This is a genomic window from Hydrocarboniphaga effusa AP103 (assembly GCF_000271305.1).
Taxonomy (GTDB): Bacteria; Pseudomonadota; Gammaproteobacteria; order Nevskiales; family Nevskiaceae; genus Hydrocarboniphaga; species Hydrocarboniphaga effusa.
Window position 1 is genome coordinate 405,281 of the sequence record NZ_AKGD01000003.1, and the last position, 15,068, is coordinate 420,348.

Annotated in this window: 13 protein-coding genes and 2 pseudogenes; 9 read left to right on the forward strand and 6 right to left on the reverse strand. The window is 67.0% G+C overall.

The window, feature by feature from the left end:
- Positions 1-2 precede the first annotated feature (2 nt).
- From WQQ_RS18160 to WQQ_RS18170, 3 genes are all read right to left on the reverse strand, one after another.
- Positions 3-869 (reverse strand): CHAD domain-containing protein, encoded by an 867-nt coding sequence (locus WQQ_RS18160; RefSeq protein WP_007186712.1) that lies wholly within the window; start codon positions 867-869, stop codon positions 3-5.
- A 78-nt stretch (positions 870-947) separates the two neighbouring features.
- The gene (locus WQQ_RS18165; RefSeq protein ID WP_007186713.1) at positions 948-2,387 is read right to left on the reverse strand and encodes a DHA2 family efflux MFS transporter permease subunit; all 1,440 of its coding nucleotides are present in this window, start codon (positions 2,385-2,387) and stop codon (positions 948-950) included.
- 74 nt (positions 2,388-2,461) lie between these two features.
- Positions 2,462-3,358 carry a class I SAM-dependent methyltransferase gene (locus WQQ_RS18170; protein ID WP_007186714.1) on the reverse strand — a complete coding sequence of 299 codons (897 nt, stop codon included), beginning with the start codon at positions 3,356-3,358 and terminating at the stop codon, positions 2,462-2,464.
- 167 nt (positions 3,359-3,525) lie between these two features.
- On the opposite strand from WQQ_RS18170, the gene WQQ_RS18175 reads away from it, so the two are divergent.
- The 3 genes from WQQ_RS18175 (at position 3,526) to WQQ_RS18185 (ending at position 6,573) form a co-directional block, all read left to right on the forward strand.
- On the forward strand, positions 3,526-5,256 hold the full coding sequence (locus tag WQQ_RS18175; RefSeq protein ID WP_007186715.1) for an N-acyl-D-amino-acid deacylase family protein: 1,731 nt from the start codon (positions 3,526-3,528) through the stop codon (positions 5,254-5,256).
- Between the two features lie 220 nt (positions 5,257-5,476).
- Entirely contained in the window at positions 5,477-5,944 is a 468-nt protein-coding gene (locus WQQ_RS18180; protein ID WP_007186716.1) for a metallophosphoesterase family protein, read from the forward strand.
- Positions 5,945-6,015: 71 nt separating this feature from the next.
- The gene (locus tag WQQ_RS18185) at positions 6,016-6,573 is read left to right on the forward strand and encodes a hypothetical protein (protein WP_040454837.1); all 558 of its coding nucleotides are present in this window, start codon (positions 6,016-6,018) and stop codon (positions 6,571-6,573) included.
- A gap of 71 nt (positions 6,574-6,644) precedes the next feature.
- On the opposite strand, the gene WQQ_RS18190 is transcribed toward WQQ_RS18185, so the two are convergent.
- The gene (locus WQQ_RS18190; RefSeq protein ID WP_007186718.1) at positions 6,645-7,130 is read right to left on the reverse strand and encodes an Hsp20 family protein; all 486 of its coding nucleotides are present in this window, start codon (positions 7,128-7,130) and stop codon (positions 6,645-6,647) included.
- Positions 7,131-7,316: 186 nt separating this feature from the next.
- On the opposite strand from WQQ_RS18190, the gene WQQ_RS18195 reads away from it, so the two are divergent.
- The 3 genes from WQQ_RS18195 (at position 7,317) to WQQ_RS18205 (ending at position 9,194) form a co-directional block, all read left to right on the forward strand.
- A complete protein-coding gene (locus WQQ_RS18195; RefSeq protein WP_007186719.1) occupies positions 7,317-7,874 on the forward strand; it encodes a DUF3228 family protein in 558 nt (185 codons plus the stop codon).
- Between the two features lie 70 nt (positions 7,875-7,944).
- The gene (locus WQQ_RS18200; RefSeq protein ID WP_040454838.1) at positions 7,945-8,523 is read left to right on the forward strand and encodes a 2'-5' RNA ligase family protein; all 579 of its coding nucleotides are present in this window, start codon (positions 7,945-7,947) and stop codon (positions 8,521-8,523) included.
- A 152-nt stretch (positions 8,524-8,675) separates the two neighbouring features.
- Positions 8,676-9,194 carry a hypothetical protein gene (locus WQQ_RS18205; protein WP_007186721.1) on the forward strand — a complete coding sequence of 173 codons (519 nt, stop codon included), beginning with the start codon at positions 8,676-8,678 and terminating at the stop codon, positions 9,192-9,194.
- A 52-nt stretch (positions 9,195-9,246) separates the two neighbouring features.
- Here the strand turns inward: WQQ_RS18205 and WQQ_RS18210 are convergent, their stop codons facing one another.
- On the reverse strand, positions 9,247-9,729 hold the full coding sequence (locus tag WQQ_RS18210; protein ID WP_007186722.1) for a GNAT family N-acetyltransferase: 483 nt from the start codon (positions 9,727-9,729) through the stop codon (positions 9,247-9,249).
- A gap of 228 nt (positions 9,730-9,957) precedes the next feature.
- Here WQQ_RS18210 and WQQ_RS25295 point away from each other — a divergent pair.
- From WQQ_RS25295 to dbpA, 3 genes and pseudogenes are all read left to right on the forward strand, one after another.
- Positions 9,958-11,574: pseudogene (locus WQQ_RS25295) on the forward strand (GMC family oxidoreductase); the annotation flags it as partial.
- A gap of 147 nt (positions 11,575-11,721) precedes the next feature.
- Positions 11,722-12,789, forward strand: a pseudogene (locus WQQ_RS25300) (enoyl-CoA hydratase/isomerase family protein); the annotation flags it as partial.
- Between the two features lie 100 nt (positions 12,790-12,889).
- Positions 12,890-14,308, forward strand: coding sequence for an ATP-dependent RNA helicase DbpA (gene dbpA / locus WQQ_RS18220; protein WP_007186724.1), 1,419 nt, complete (start codon positions 12,890-12,892; stop codon positions 14,306-14,308).
- Between the two features lie 208 nt (positions 14,309-14,516).
- Here dbpA and WQQ_RS18225 read toward each other — a convergent pair whose 3' ends face one another.
- Positions 14,517-14,900 carry a hypothetical protein gene (locus WQQ_RS18225; protein WP_007186725.1) on the reverse strand — a complete coding sequence of 128 codons (384 nt, stop codon included), beginning with the start codon at positions 14,898-14,900 and terminating at the stop codon, positions 14,517-14,519.
- Between the last annotated feature and the right edge of the window lie 168 nt (positions 14,901-15,068).

Consider the following 15,068-nt stretch of genomic DNA (forward strand, 5'->3'; position numbering starts at 1 on the left):
CCTCAGTGCTTCCAGGGGCGCAGCGAATGCCCGAGCCTGAGCGTCGCCAGGCGCCCGCGTTCGCAACGCAGGCTCGACAAGGCCCAGCCTTCGACGAGCGCAGCGGCGGGCGCATCGGTGTTCGTGAGCACCGGGTCGCTCGCGAGCTCACGGGCGACGCTTTGATCTTGCAGCTGGCCCAGATGCGATTGAATGAGCTTGAGCTGCTTCACGTAGCGCGCCGTCGCGGCTTCGTCGAATAGCGGGCCGAAGAACTCCGCCGTGTAGCGCAGCTTCTTGAAGCGTTTGCGCAACTCGTGCAGATCCAGGTCCGACAGCTTCGCGCGTTGCCGCCAGAGCTTGCGAACCCGGCGATGCTGCTTGCGCAGCAGTTTCAGTGCGTGCTGCTCAAGCGTGACTTCGGAGCCGTCGATCGTCGCACGCGCCTGGTCGCTGCCGAGTTCGCGCAGTGATTCGATCACGTGCCTGAACGCCGGTTGCGAGATCGCATCGACGCAGGCCTGCAAGGCCTGTTCGCCCTGTTTCTGCGCCGCCCGGCGCAGCCGGGTGATCGGCAGGCTCGACGGTTCCCGGGCGAGGACGTCGAGGGTTTCGTCGACGAACACGTGCCAGTTGCGTGCGATGCCGCTTTGCCGCGAAAGCAGCCTGAGCTCATCGAGCAGGCCTGGTTTGAGCGCCGGCGACGAAGCCGCGCAGTAATTGCGTACGGCCACGCGCAGGCGACGCAGCGAAATCCGGTAGTCATGCAGCGCATCGGCCGTCGGTTCGCGCAGGAGTGCTTGCGCGAGCGCTGCGAATTCGGACGTGCAGGCCTGCGTCACGGCCAGCGAGCCGCTCACGGCGTCGACGTTCGGTTTCGGCGATTTCATCGCAGGCTCCAGTCGAAATGAGGCCATGAGGCTAGCAAAGGTTCTTTCGGCCTGAGCGGCCGTGAACACCTCCGAGCATCAATGCGCGATCGGCATCGCGGCATCGGGCGCCTGCGGCCTGGGCCTCACGAACACGCCGCCGATCGCCGCGCCGAGCAAGGTCATCGCCGCGCCGATCTCGAAGGCCAGCTGGTAGCCGGACTTGAGCGCGTCGCGCTCGTCGCTGCCGGAAGCGAGCAGCTCGCTCGTCGCCGCATCGGCCAGGCTCGCGAGCACCGCCAGGCCGAGCGCGCCGCCCATCATGAAGGCGGTGTTGGCGATGCCCGAGGCGAGACCGGACTGGCTTTCGTCGACATCGCTCATCGCCGCGAGCAGCAGCGGGTTGAAGGCCATGCCGCCGCCGATGCCGAGCAGCAGCATGCCGGGCAGGATATGGGCGACGTAGCTGCCGGACAGCGGCGCCTGCGAGATCAGCAGCAGGCCGCCGCCCGCGATCGCGAGCCCGACCCACAGCGGCGTGCGGATGCCGAAGCGGATCACCAGCTTGGCCGACAGCCCGAGCGAGAACACCGCCATGAAGAAATCGGCCGGCATGAACGACAGCCCGACCTGCAGCGGCGAATAGCCGAGCACGCGCTGCAGATACAGCGCGGTGATGACGAACCAGGCGAACATGCCGGCCGACCACAGGATGCCGACGATGTTGGCGGTGGCGAGGTTGCGCAGCCTGAGCAGGTGCAGCGGCATCAGCGGATCGCGCACGCGCGCTTCGACGACGAAGAAAGCCAGCAGCAGCGCCGCCGCGATCGCGAGCAGCGTGATCGTCTGCGTCGAAGCCCAGCCGGCCGCGTTGCCGCCGATCACCGCGTAGACCGCCGCCATCAAGCCCGAGGTCACCAGCACCGCGCCGGCGATGTCGAGCCGCTGGCGCTGCTCGGGCTGCGCGTCTTCGGGCAGCAGCTTGAGGCAGAACGCATAGACCGCGATGCCGATCGGCAGGTTGATCAGGAACACCCATTCCCAGCTCATGAGCTCGGTCAGCACGCCGCCGAGAATCTCGCCGAGGCTGCCGCCGGCCGCACAGATGAAGCCGTAGACGCCCATCGCTTTCGCGCGTTCGTCCGGGTCGGTGAACAGATTCATGATCAGCGCGAGCGCCACCGCGGTGACCACGGCCCCGCCGACGCCTTGCACGGCCCGCGCGACCACCAGCAGCCACTGCGTCTGCGCGACCCCGCAGGCCAGCGAGGCCACCGTGAAGACGACGAGCCCGCCGAGAAACCAGCGCCGGTTGCCGTAGAGGTCGCCGAGCCGTCCGCCGAGCAGCAGGAAGCCGCCGAAGGTCAGCATGTAGGCGTTGAGCACCCAGACCAGCGTGGTCTCCGAGAAGCCCAGGCTGGCCTGGATCGAGGGCAGCGCGACGGTCACGACCGTGGTGTCGAGCACGATCATGAGCACGCCGAAGCAGAGCACGTAGAGTGCGAGCCAGCGCTGGCGCAAGGTCAGGTTCTGGGGCATGGGTTTGGGTCTTTTTTTGGGAGCTTGCCTGAACGTCGAACGGGATGGGGCGGAATCGACAATCCTGGCGCGTATCAGCGCGCAGCGCGTAAACCGCCCTTGACCGCCAGCACCCCATCGCCTTCGAGCTGGGTCGCGAAGCCGGCTTTCTGCAGGCGATTGGCGACTTCGCGCTGCACGTCGCGGCCGCTTGTGAGCTTGTTCGGCGAGCCGGTGTAATGGAACAGCCGGCCGCGCGGCCTGAGCACGCGCGCGAGCTGGTCGTAGAAGGCCTGCGAATAGAGCTCGCCGGCGATGCCGAAGCGCGGCGGATCGTGCAGGGCGGCGTCGAACGAGGCGCTCGGCAGCGTGGCGATCTGCTCGGAGACATCCGCATTCGTCAGCGAGAACGCAGGATTCGCATCGGCGCCGGAATGTGTGGGCGACCACGGATTGAGCGTCCGCAGCCAGATCACGTCCGGGTTCTTCTCGAACGAGGCGACCTGCCGGGCGCCGCCGCGCAGGCACCAGGCGGCGAAATAACCGAGCCCGCCGCAGGTATCGAGAATCGCCTTGCCGGCCGGCTGGATCAGCCCGACCTTGCGCTCGGCGTCGGCGTACGGCGACACCTGCGCGGTCGGCAGCATCTTGATGCCGTCGATCTCGAAGGTCGGCGGGCCCCAGTCGGTCGGCACGAGCTTGATCAGCGAGCCGGAGTAGCGCGACACCGGCTCGAAGCCGGCACCGGTCCACCAGTAGACCGTGCGCTCCTTGCAGGCGGCCATGAACGGGAAGTCCCGGCCGTCGCAGCGCCAGGCGTCTTCGCCGACGTCGACCGAGACCCGGCTCAAGCCCAGGTCGAGCGAGCATTCGAGCGTGCCGCCGCCAGCCGAGCGCGCCTTCAGCAGCGCCTCGTGCACGGCCAGCGTCAGCAGGGGAGTCTGGAGGGTGTTCATGCGGGCCGGCAGCCGAAGAAACGGGCGCCGGATCATATAGAAAAACGCCGTTGTGCCCGGCCGCCCGCATAACCGGCGGTTATGCGGCGGCACGATCAATTCATTGGTCGCGACCGGCTGCCGCTGGCTAAGTTCGAGGACGACCGCGCGGACCGCGAGAGTCCGCTGGCCGCCTTCCGATCGCCGAGCACAGGAGTTCACGCATGCGCATGCCCGTTCGTTCCGCCGGGGCCTTCTGCCTCTCTGCTTTGACTGCGGCCCTGCTGCTCGGCTGCGCGAGTTCCCCGCCGCCGATCGTGGCGGGCGAGCGGCCCTACGACATCCTGATCCAGAACAGCCGCGTGCTCGACGGCACCGGCGCGCCGTGGTTCCGCGCCGACGTCGCGGTGCGCGACGGGCACATCGCCGCGGTCGGCAATCTGGCCGGAGCGAGCGCGAAGGAAGTCATCGACGCTCGCGGCCAGGTGCTGTCACCGGGCTTCATCGACATGCATGCGCATTCGGACCTGTCGCTGCTCAAGGACGGTCGCGGCATGAGCAAGATCATGCAGGGCGTGACCACCGAGGTGATCGGCGAGGGTGTGTCGGTGGCACCGCGTCATGCCGATGACGACGACGGCCAGTACGGCATCAAGCCGGACTGGACCACGCTGAGCGGCTATTTCGATCGCCTGAGGGCCACCGGCACTTCGGGCAACGTGATGTCGTACATCAGCGCCGGCCAGCTGCGCCGATACGTGATGGGCGAGGGCGCGCAGCGCCGTCCCACGGCCGGCGAACTGGAGCAGATGAAGCAGCTGATGGCCGACGGCATGAAGCAGGGTGCCGCCGGCCTGGTGATGGCGCTCGAGACGCCCGGCTCGGTGCAGTTTCCGCCCGAAGGCGATCTGAGCCCGGCGATGCCGACCACCGACGAGCTCATCGAGATTTCCAAGGTCGCCGCGCAGTACGGCGGCATTTACGCGACGCACCTGCGCGACCAGGGCGAACACTTCGAAGACGGCGTGCGCGAAGCCGCGCTGATCGGCGAAAAGGCCGGCATTCCGGTCGAGATCTTCCATCTCAAGGCGGCGGGCCGGCCGAATTTCGGCAAGATGGCGCCGGCCCTGGCGACCCTCCACGAGGCGCGCGCCCGCGGCATCGACATCGCCGCCGATGTCTATCCGTACATCGCGGCGGCGCATCCGCTGTCGGTGGAGATTCCGCGCTGGGCGCACGAGGGCGGCACCGAGAAGATGCTGCAGCGCCTGGCCGATCCGGCGCTGCGCCCGCGGCTGCAGGCCGAGGTCAGGAAGTACATGACCACCAAGTACTACAACGAGCTCACGGGTGCCTCGGGCGCCGACGCAGTGATCGTCTCGTCGGTGCCCAAGTCGCCCGGAAAATACGTCGGCAAGACGCTCGGCGACATCGCCCGCGAGCAGGGCAAGGATCCGTACGAGCTCGTGCTGGACCTGTCGATCGAGCAGGACAACAAGGTCGGCATCGTCATGTACTACATGTCCGAGAAGGACATGGTGCTGGCGCTGCGGGATCCGTTCATCAGCTTCGATTCCGACGGTACCGCGGCGAGCCCGGAGTTCGGCGGTCGCCCGCATCCGCGCTGGTACGGCACCTTCCCGCGCGTGCTCGGCCACTACGTGCGCGAGCAGAAAGTGCTGAGCCTGGAGGACGCGGTGCGCCGCATGACCTCGCTGCCGGCGCAGCGCCTGGGCCTGATGGACCGCGGCATCCTGCGCCCGGGCATGTGGGCCGACCTGGTGCTGTTCGACCCCGATCGCGTCATCGACAAGGCCAGCTTCGAAAGCCCGCACCAATACCCCGAAGGCATCAGCCATGTGATCGTCAACGGCGTGACCGTGATCCGCGAGGGCGAGCACAGCGGCAAGCTGCCCGGACAGCCGTTGCTCGGGCGCGGGGCGGGCAGCCCGTAAGGGCTATCGCGCGAAAATCATCTGAGCTCATCGAGGATTAAGCCGAGAAATTCAACGATGTCTCCGTAGCCATCGCACGACGCAGGGACGCGGCGGACGCCACTGGACAGGGACGTTCAACCGGCATTCGCGTGGATACCGCAAGAGCCGCCCCTCGGGGCGGCTTTTGTCGTTCCGGGTCCTGGATGATCCCATCGCCGCATCGATTAGCATCGCCCGGATGACCCGCATCGGACTGATCTCGGATACCCATGGACTGCTGAGGCCGCAGGCGCTGGCGGCGCTCGCGGGCTGCGCGCACATCGTCCATGCCGGGGACATCGGCGACCCGGCCATTCTCGACGCGCTCGCGCGCATCGCCCCGGTGAGCGCCGTGCGCGGCAACAACGATCGCGAGCCCTGGGCCGAAAACGTGCCCGAGCAGCTCGGTTTCAAGGTCGCGGGCCTGCGTGTTCACCTGCTGCACGAGATCGCGCATCTGCGGCTGGAGTCCTTGAGCCCGAAGCCGCAGGTCGTGATCTACGGGCATTCGCACAAGCCGCTGGTCGAGCGCCGCGACGGCCTGCTCTACGTGAACCCGGGCAGCGCGGGGCCGCGACGCTTCAGGCTGCCGGTCAGCGTCGCCGAACTGCTCGTCGATGAAAGTGGAGCTCCGAGCGCACGCATCATCGAGCTGGTTTCCGATTGACCGGCGGATTTCCTACGTCAGAATGCGTAGCGGCCGATCACGGATTCGGCCGATCTCTGGGGAGAGAACGCATGTCGCATCGTATGGGAGTGCTGGTACTGGCCTTGGCGCTGGCGTCGGGACTCGGTAGTGCCGTTCAGGCGGCGGAGTCGCAGAAAGCCAGGACGCAGGCCTTGCCGACCGTCAGCGCGGACGACATCGACCTGTGGGCGTTCTCGACGGTATCCGCCTCGGTTTCGGCGAAGACGGTCGCCGAGTTCCGGGCGATTCCGAACCTGGCTTCGGAGTCCAAGGACGATTTGCGCGGCCTGAAGGAAGACAACGCCGAAGCCCAGGCGAGCTACGGCCCGGTGGGCTATCGCTTCACGTATTCGGATGGCCTCGACCTGCGCGTGCTCGATTACGGCGAAAGCGCCTTCGTCACGCGCATGCGCCTGAGCGGTGCCGATCGGGTGGTGAAGGACGAGGTGAAGATCGGCGGCCCGCGTTCGGGCATCGAAGCCGCGCTCGGCCGGCCTTCGCGCGGCGGTGGAAGCTACGCGGTCTACGAGGGCAAGAACGACGTGGTCCGCGTGTTCTACACGCCGACCGGTTTGATCTCGGCGGTCGAGGTCGATCGCGGCGGTTGAGCGTCGATCGGGCCGCAGGAACAGCAAAGGCGCCTCTCGGCGCCTTTGCTTTTTACCGCTCCTGCTCGAACTTACGCAGCGTCCTTGTCCAGGGTCACGACGTTCGGGCGCGACTGGACCGAAGCTTCGGCCGACACTTCACCATTGATCGCGATGCGGCGCGGCTTGGCGGCATCGGGAATGCGGCGGACCAGATCGACGCTCAGCAGACCGTTCTGCAGCTTGGCGCCAGTGACCTCGATGTGGTCGGCCAGGCGGAAGCTCAGCTTGAACGCGCGCTGCGCGATGCCCTGATGCAGGTACTGCACGGACTCGGCGGTCTTTTCGCGACGGCCGCCGGTGATGGTCAGCACTTCGCGTTCGACCTGGATGTCGAGGTCGCCATCCTGCAGGCCGGCGGCCGCCACGACGATGCGATAGTCGTCGGCGCCGTGCTTCTCGACGTTGTAGGGCGGATACGTGGTGGACTCGGCGCGCAAGGCCGTTTCGAACAGATCGTTGAAACGGTCGAAGCCGATGGAGGAACGGAACAGCGGGGCGAGGGAAAGCGTATTCATCGTCAAAGCTCCTGTTTGATCAGCGAGGTTGGTTTTCACCGGAACCCAGACTTCGGCATCCCGGTGCAACTCAATCTGGAGAGAGGCAAACGCTTTTCAAGAGCATCGAAAATTCGACGAAATTTAGACGCCGGCCAGTCGGCCGACTATGCTTTCGGGCCTTCGCAGAGCGCCCTTCATCGCCGCATGTCCATCGTCATCACGCCTTTCGCCAAAGCCCGCCTGTTCCCGCGCGACGGCCGGCTCAACGCCATTCAGGACATCACGCCGGCCCAGTTCGAGCAGCATCTGAACGCTCACGCGCCGCTCAAGGTTCTCGACGGCTATGCGCCGTTCTGCAAGCTTCACGTGCATCGCAACTGGACCTCGACGCGCTGCCTGACGATCCCGATCACCGACGACAACCGGCACCAGCTGCGTTCGGCCTACGAGGCGCGCAACAAGTCCGAACTGCCGGTGCTCGTGCGCTGGTTCGAAGGCCTCGAAGCGCCGGTGGCGAACTACCTGGTCGTGATCCTCTACAGCCGCGAGCAGCTCGAAAAGGAAGGCGAACGCATCGACGGCGACTGGGGCATCGTCGGTTGTCTGTACACCGCCGAACCCGACGAGATTCCAATGGCGCCGATCACGATGATGCGCAATGCGCTCGGTGTCGAAGAAGGCGGCTCGGGCGTGCCGATCGATCGCGAGGCCTACCGGCGCAGCGCCGAGTTCTGGCAGCGCAACGCCAACTGGCGCGTCTGAGCGCTTGATGCACCCGGCGGCTGCGACGATGATCGCGCCCTTTCGATGTCGCCTTCAGGAGAACCAGACGATGGCAAGCGAATCGAGACTGCTGTTCATGATTCTGCCTCCGGCCGAGATCCGCGAGGCATTGTCGGCCGCGTTCGAGCGCACCGGCCTGATGTCCGAGCTGGGCGACGCCCTGTTCGCTCCGACCAACTGGCATCAGTCCGTATCCGATCGTTATGCGGACATCGCCGCCAACCGCGAGCGCCTGCGCGATGCGGGCGCGGCGGTGCGTGCCGCCCCGTTCCTGATGAGCTTCGAGCGCCTCGGCAGCCGTGGAAAAACCGCGGGCGTCGACCTGCACTGGGAGTTTCAATCGCGGCGCAAGAAAGTCGACGGGCTGATCCAGCTCATCGACACGCTCAACGCGCGGCTGGCCGAGCAGCAGATGGATGCCGGCGGTGGCCACACGCCGCACATCACCGTGAGCTATCGCGCGCCGCGCGTGCTCGAAACCACCGAACTCGGCACGCCGGTGCTCTGGCGGGTCGAAGACTTCGTGCTCGCGCGGGGCGGTGGCTTCCCGTATCGCTATGAAGTGCTCGATCGCTGGCCGCTCACGGGCGTGCCGCAAACCGCGAGCGGACAGCAGCTGCTGTTCTGAACCCTCGGCTTTGCCATCCTTCGCTCATGCGGGCGCAGAAAAGCGCCGAGCGCGAACGCTCACCGGCGGCGAGCTACGTTCCGTTACGTTTCTCGACGTGACTTTACAGAGGCAGGGGGCAAGCTAAGCGCCTCGCTTCCATGCCCAGTCCCATGTCGATCTCGACCGCCGCCCGAACGCGCACTCGCCACGCCCTTCTGCTCGCCACGCTGCTCGTGCTGACCGCCTGCGGCGGGCGCGGTGGCCCACGCGGAGGCTGCGATCGCGAAAGCCCACAACAGCAGCGGTATTCCGAGAAGGCGGTGATGCGGGCGCTCGGTCAAGTCGAGGCCGACGAGCAGCAGCGGCTGGCCGTGCTGAACGCCTTCGATCGCGACGACGCCGAGCGTCGCAGGCTGGTCACCGACGGCGAGCAACTGCGCAGGGACATCGCGTCGCTGTCGAAATCGCAGCCCGATTATCTGGCCCGCATCGAGCCGCTGGCCAAGCGCAAGGGCGAGCTCGTGACCGAAGAACTGTTGATCCAGGCGCGCTTCGATCAGGCCGTCGTCAATACGCTGACGCCCGAGCAACTCGAGCGCTGGGACGAGCAGTTCCGCCAGGGCGTCGAGCGTGGCGGATTCGGCGAGAGCGGCGGTGGTCGCCGCGGCCGCCGCGGGCCGATGGGTTGAGTCACCGTAGCGCCGCTCCGTCATCCGGACGGCGTTGCAGGCGGCTGAACACTCAGCCGCCCTGCGGGTTCGGCGCTAGCGGCTTGTGCATCGCATAGCGACGGAACACCAGGCCGCGCCGCTCGACGCGCTGTTCCTCGACCACGTGAAAGCCCTGGCGCGTGAAGAACGGCGCCGCGACGAGGCTCGCCTCGGTGTACAGCCGCTTGGCCCCCAGCGCGATGAGCCGATGCTCGGCCTCGCGATACAGCGCGGAGGCCACGCCGCGTCGTGCCGCATGCGGAGCGACGTAGAGCAGATCGACGTGGCCGTCGTCTTCGAACGACAGAAAGCCGGCGAGCTGGCCGGCATCTTCCGCGACGAGCGTGGTCAGCGTGCTCAGGCGTTGCGTCCACTCGGCGAGATCGGGTGAGCGCGGCGCCCAGGCCGCGCGCTGAGCTTCATCGTAATGCTGCCTCGCGAGCCCGTGGATGGAATCGCCGAACAGCTGGACGATGTTCTCGACATCGTCGGCCTGGGAGAGTCGAATCTGCATGTCGTGTGGTGGCTGCGCGGGTCCGTCGATCGAGACTTGGGAACGATATTGGAGATGCTCATATCGTGCTTGAGTTTAAATCATTGGTTGTAGCCCTCGCGATGAGCGCTAATGCGCGAACGCTTTTCAAGCGAAACCGTGCGACATGAGCGAGATACTGAAAATGGGCCGTTATGCTGCGAACCGGGAGACGGATCGGCCCGTGGCCCGCGAGCCGGCGAGCGCGAGATGAAAAGCTACGGCCACTACGACTACCTCATCGTCGGTGGAGGCAGCGCCGGCTGCGTGCTCGCCAATCGCCTGTCGCAAGATCCCGGTGTCTCGGTGCTGCTGCTCGAAGCGGGCGGCAAGGACAACTGGATCTGGATCCACATTCCGGTCGGCTATCTGTATTGCATCGGCAACCCGCGTACGGACTGGTGCTATCGCACGCAGGACGAAGCCGGGCTCGGCGGTCGCAACATTCTGTATGCGCGTGGCCGCGTGCTCGGCGGCAGCTCGTCGATCAACGCGATGATCTACATGCGCGGCCAGGCGCGCGATTACGACGAATGGGCTCGGTTGACGGGCGATGCGTCGTGGTCCTGGAACCATGTGCTGCCGCTGTTCAAGCGCAGCGAAGATCACTGGCGCGGCGGCGACGCGAACCACGGCAGTGGCGGCGAGCTGCGTGTCGAAGAGCAGCGCCTGCGCTGGGACATTCTCGATCGCTTCGCCGAGGCGGCCGAGCAGGCCGGCATTCCGCGCACCCGGGATTTCAACACCGGCGACAATACCGGCTCGGGCAAATTCGAAGTCACGCAGAAGCGCGGCACGCGCTGGAGCGCTTCGCGCGCGTTTCTGCGTCCGGTACTCAAGCGGCCGAACCTGCGCGTGGTGACGGGCGCCCTGATCGAGCGCGTGAGCCTGCAAGGTGCGCGCGTGACCGGCGTGGAGTTCACGCTCGGCGGCGAGAAGCTGCATGCGGGTTCGCGCATCGAGACCGTGCTCGCCGCAGGTTCGATCGGCACGCCCGCGATCCTGCAGCGCTCGGGCATCGGCGATGCGCGGCGGTTGTCGGCGCTCGGCATCGGATCGACGCTGCATGCACCGGGCGTCGGGCGCAATCTGCAGGACCATCTGCAACTGCGCTCGATCTACAAGATCGAAGGCATCCGCTCGCTCAACGCGATCGCCAACAGCTACCTCGGCCAGATGATGATGGGCATGGAATACGCGTGGCGACGCGGAGGCCCGCTGAGCATGGCGCCGAGCCAGCTCGGCGTGTTCACCCAGTCCGACCCTGCGCAGCCGAGCGCGAACATCGAGTATCACGTGCAGCCGCTTTCGCTCGACAAGTTCGGCGATCCGCTGCATCGCTTTGCGGCCTTCACCGCGAGCGTCTGCAACCTGCGGCCGACCTCGCGCGGCTCGGTCGAGATCGTCTCGCGCGAGGCGGCCGATGCGCCGAGCATCGCGCCGCGTTATCTGTCGACCGACGAGGACCGCCAGGTCGCGGCCGACAGCTTGAGGCTCACGCGACACATCGTGTCGCAGCCGGCGCTCGCGCCGTACAAGCCGGTCGAATATCTGCCGGGGCCTGCGTACCAGACCGACGAGGAACTCGCGGTCGCCGCGGGTCTGGTCGGTACCACCATCTTCCATCCGGTCGGCACCTGCCGCATGGGGCGCGGCGACGATGCGCAAGCCGTCGTCGACGAGCGCCTGCGCGTGCGCGGGCTCGAAGGCCTGCGCGTGGTCGATGCCTCGATCATGCCGACGATCACTTCGGGCAACACCAACGCACCGACGATCATGATCGCGGAAAAAGGCGCACAGATGATTCGCGAAGATAGACTGGCGAGCCACGGCCCTGCGCAATCGATCGCCACGGGCAATCAATCGAATTCCACGGCGGCCGGCGCGCAGCGCAAAGCGGCCCTGTCTGAGGTGCAGATGGAAGCTGCAGTTCTGTTTCGCGAGCACACCACGCCGGGCGGCCATCGCATCGGCTACGCCGAGCTCAACTCCGAGCGCACGCTCAACTCGCTCACGATCGAAATGATCCGGCTGCTGCAACCGCAGCTCGACGCCTGGGCAGCGGATACGGGCATCGCGCTCGTGGTGCTCAGCGGACGCGGAACCAAGGCGTTCTGCGCGGGCGGTGACGTGCGCCGCCTGCAGCAGACCATCGTCGCCGATGCCCAGGCCGGCGCCGACGCGGCGCTGCAATTCTTCACCGAGGAATATCGGCTCGACCACGCCATCCATCGCTACACCAAGCCGATCCTCGTCTGGGGCAGCGGCGTGGTTATGGGCGGCGGGCTCGGCTTGATGGTCGGCGCGAGTCATCGCCTCGTCACGCCGAGCTCGAAGATCGCGATGCCCGAGATTCGCATCGGCCTGTTCCCGGACGTCGGCGGCAGTTACTTCCTGAGCCGGCTGCCGCGTGGCTGGGGATTGTTCGTCGGCATGACCGCCGCGCTGCTCAATGCGCACGACGCGATCGTCTCGGGCCTGGCGACGCATCTGCTCTCCGAGCAGGATCGCGACGCGCTCTTCAGCCAGCTCGAAAGCACGCGCTGGCACGATGCTGCCCAGGACAACCACCGCCAGCTCGATGAGCTGCTGCGGCCGTTCGCAGAAGCCGCGAAGCCGCTATGGCCCGAATCGAACCTGCTCAAGCATGGCGATCATCTCGAGCGGCTCGCCGCGAGCGCCGACTTCCGCAGCTTCTATCGAGGCGTGACCGGCTACGACGGCGACGATCACTGGCTCGCGGCGGCCGCAACGACGCTGCGCGCCGGCTCGCCGACGACCGCCGTGCTGGCCTGGGAGCTGCAGCGTCGGCTGGCGAACGCGAGCCTCGGCGACGTATTCAGAACCGAACTCGTCGTCGCCGTGCGCTGCTGCGCCGAAGCCGATTTCGTCGACGGCGTGCGGGCGCTGCTCGTCGACAAGGACAACCAGCCGAGCTGGTCTCCGGCGAGCGTCGATGCGCTGACGCCGCAATGGGTCGGGCATTTCTTCGAGTCGCCGGATTGGCCGTCCGTCCGGCATCCGCTAGCCGAGCTCGACTAGCGGAGCAGGCCGTGCTCGCGGGACGCATCGGCGGCCGGATGCGACACACCGACCGGCGCGGGTTACCCTTCGCGGCCTCATCGCTTCCCGATCGCCGCACGTGACCACCTCAGAACCCGCCACCGAACAGCCCAGCCCGCAGACCGCGGCTTTTGCCAGCCTGGCGCTCAAGCCCGAGCTGCTGCAGGCGCTCGAGTCGCTGGGCTTCACCCGGATGACGCCGATCCAGGCGCAGAGCCTGCCGCCGATCCTGCAGGGCCGCGACGTGATCGGGCAGGCGCGCACCGGCAGCGGCAAGACCGCCGCGTATGGCCTGGGCCTGCTGTCGCGCATCGACCCGGCGATCGAACAGGTGCAGGCGCTGGTGCTGTGCCCGACGCGCGAACTGGCCGACCAGATCGCCAAGGAAATTCGCCGGCTCGCGCGCTGCCTGCCGAACGTCAAGCTCAGCCAGCTCAACGGCGGCATCTCGCAGCGCCCGCAGCTGGCTTCGCTGCAGCATGCGCCGCAGATCATCGTCGGCATGGCCGGCCGCGTGCTCGAACATCTGGAGCAGAGCTCGCTCGATCTCTCCGGCCTGCGCGTGCTGGTGCTCGACGAGGCCGATCGCATGCTCGACGGCGATTTCGAGGCCGCGAGCCAGGCCATCGTCAAGCACACGCCCGCCCAGCGGCAGACCTTGTTCTTCTCGGCCACCTACAACGATTCGGTGCGCGCCCTGAGCGCCCGCATCCAGCGCGATCCGCTGAGCATCAGCGTCGACACCGTCGCCAGCGCAGCGCAGATCGAACAGCAGTTCTACGAGGTCGATCCGCTGCGCCGCGTCGATGCGCTCGCGCAGCTGCTGAGCTCGCGCCAGCCCGAATCCGCACTGGTGTTCTGCCATACGCGCGGCGATGCGCAGACGGTGGAGCAGCAGCTCGCCAAGCGCGGCTACGCGGTGCTGGCCTTGCATGGCGACATCGACCAGCGCGATCGCGACGAAGTGCTCGTGCGCTTCACCAACGGCAGCGCGCGCGTGCTCGTGGCCACCGACATCGCGGCGCGCGGGCTCGACATTCCGAATCTCGCCGCGGTGATCAGCTACGAACTGCCGGCCGATCCGGACGCCCACGTGCATCGCGTCGGCCGTACCGGACGGGCGGGGCGCAGCGGTTTGGCCCTGCACCTGTTTTCGCATCGCGAACATGCGCGCGTCGCCGCCATCGAAGCCAAGCTCGGCAAGCGCATCGAGACGCGCAAGCTCGGGGTGCCCGCCAAGGTCACCGACAAACCGGTGCCGGCCACGCGCGTGACGATCTGCATCGACGGCGGCCGCCGCGACAAGCTGCGTCCGGGCGATCTGCTCGGCGCATTGACGGGCGATGCGGGGCTACCGGCCGAGGCGGTCGGCAAGATCAGCAGCTTCGACACGCGCACCTACGTCGCCATCGACAAGAAACTCGCGACCGTCGCGCTCAAGCGGCTGCGCGAGGGCAAGATCAAAGGCAGGAACTTTCGCGTGCGGCCGATCGAGTAGGGAAGCGTCGCGCAAGCGGCCGCGCTGTGCCTTTCGCGCGAGGGCGGTGCCCGGAGAATGCTCACGCACGACTCGCAGGCTGGGCCTGCTGCACTCCATCCTTGGGCGAGCCGTGTCACTCACAACACCCGATCTGCATCCTTGGAGAGCCGCGAACCCGCAGGCCCGATGCGTCGTCGGCCCGGCTTGACGCAGGTGGCGGAGTGCATCACTCGACGATGCGCCAGCCGCCCTGCTTCTCGCAGGCGGTGCCGCTCGCACGCGTGCGCCTGTCGTCCGCCTTGGCCTCGATCTCGAATTCACGGCATGGGCCTCGGGCGGTCTTGAACACCGGAGCCAGGATCATCGTGTAGTCGATATCGCGGTCGCTATTGCTCCAGCGGACGGTATGGCGGCCCGGGCCGCCGGCGAAGGCGTCGTCGATACGCTCGCGATCGGCATCGGTCATCAGCGTTCCGAGCCGGTTCTCGGTCTGCGTCGAGCGAATCACTGTTTCGGTGCTCGCATCGACGTACATGGACGAGACGCCCGCCAGCAGCAGAACCGCCACGGCGAAGGGCAACAAGCCCCGATGCCATTCCAGTGTGTCCATCTCGTCGCTCCTTCGGCGGGTCTTCGCAGTCCAGCCTGCATGCTCCACTTCATGAGCAGGACCCGCCTTGACGATGATCAATCTTTCCCGATTCGCGCCGGATTGATTCGCGTCAAGGCCGGTGCGGTCCAGGCGAGGCAGGATGAGCGCATCTCGACCAAGGACGCC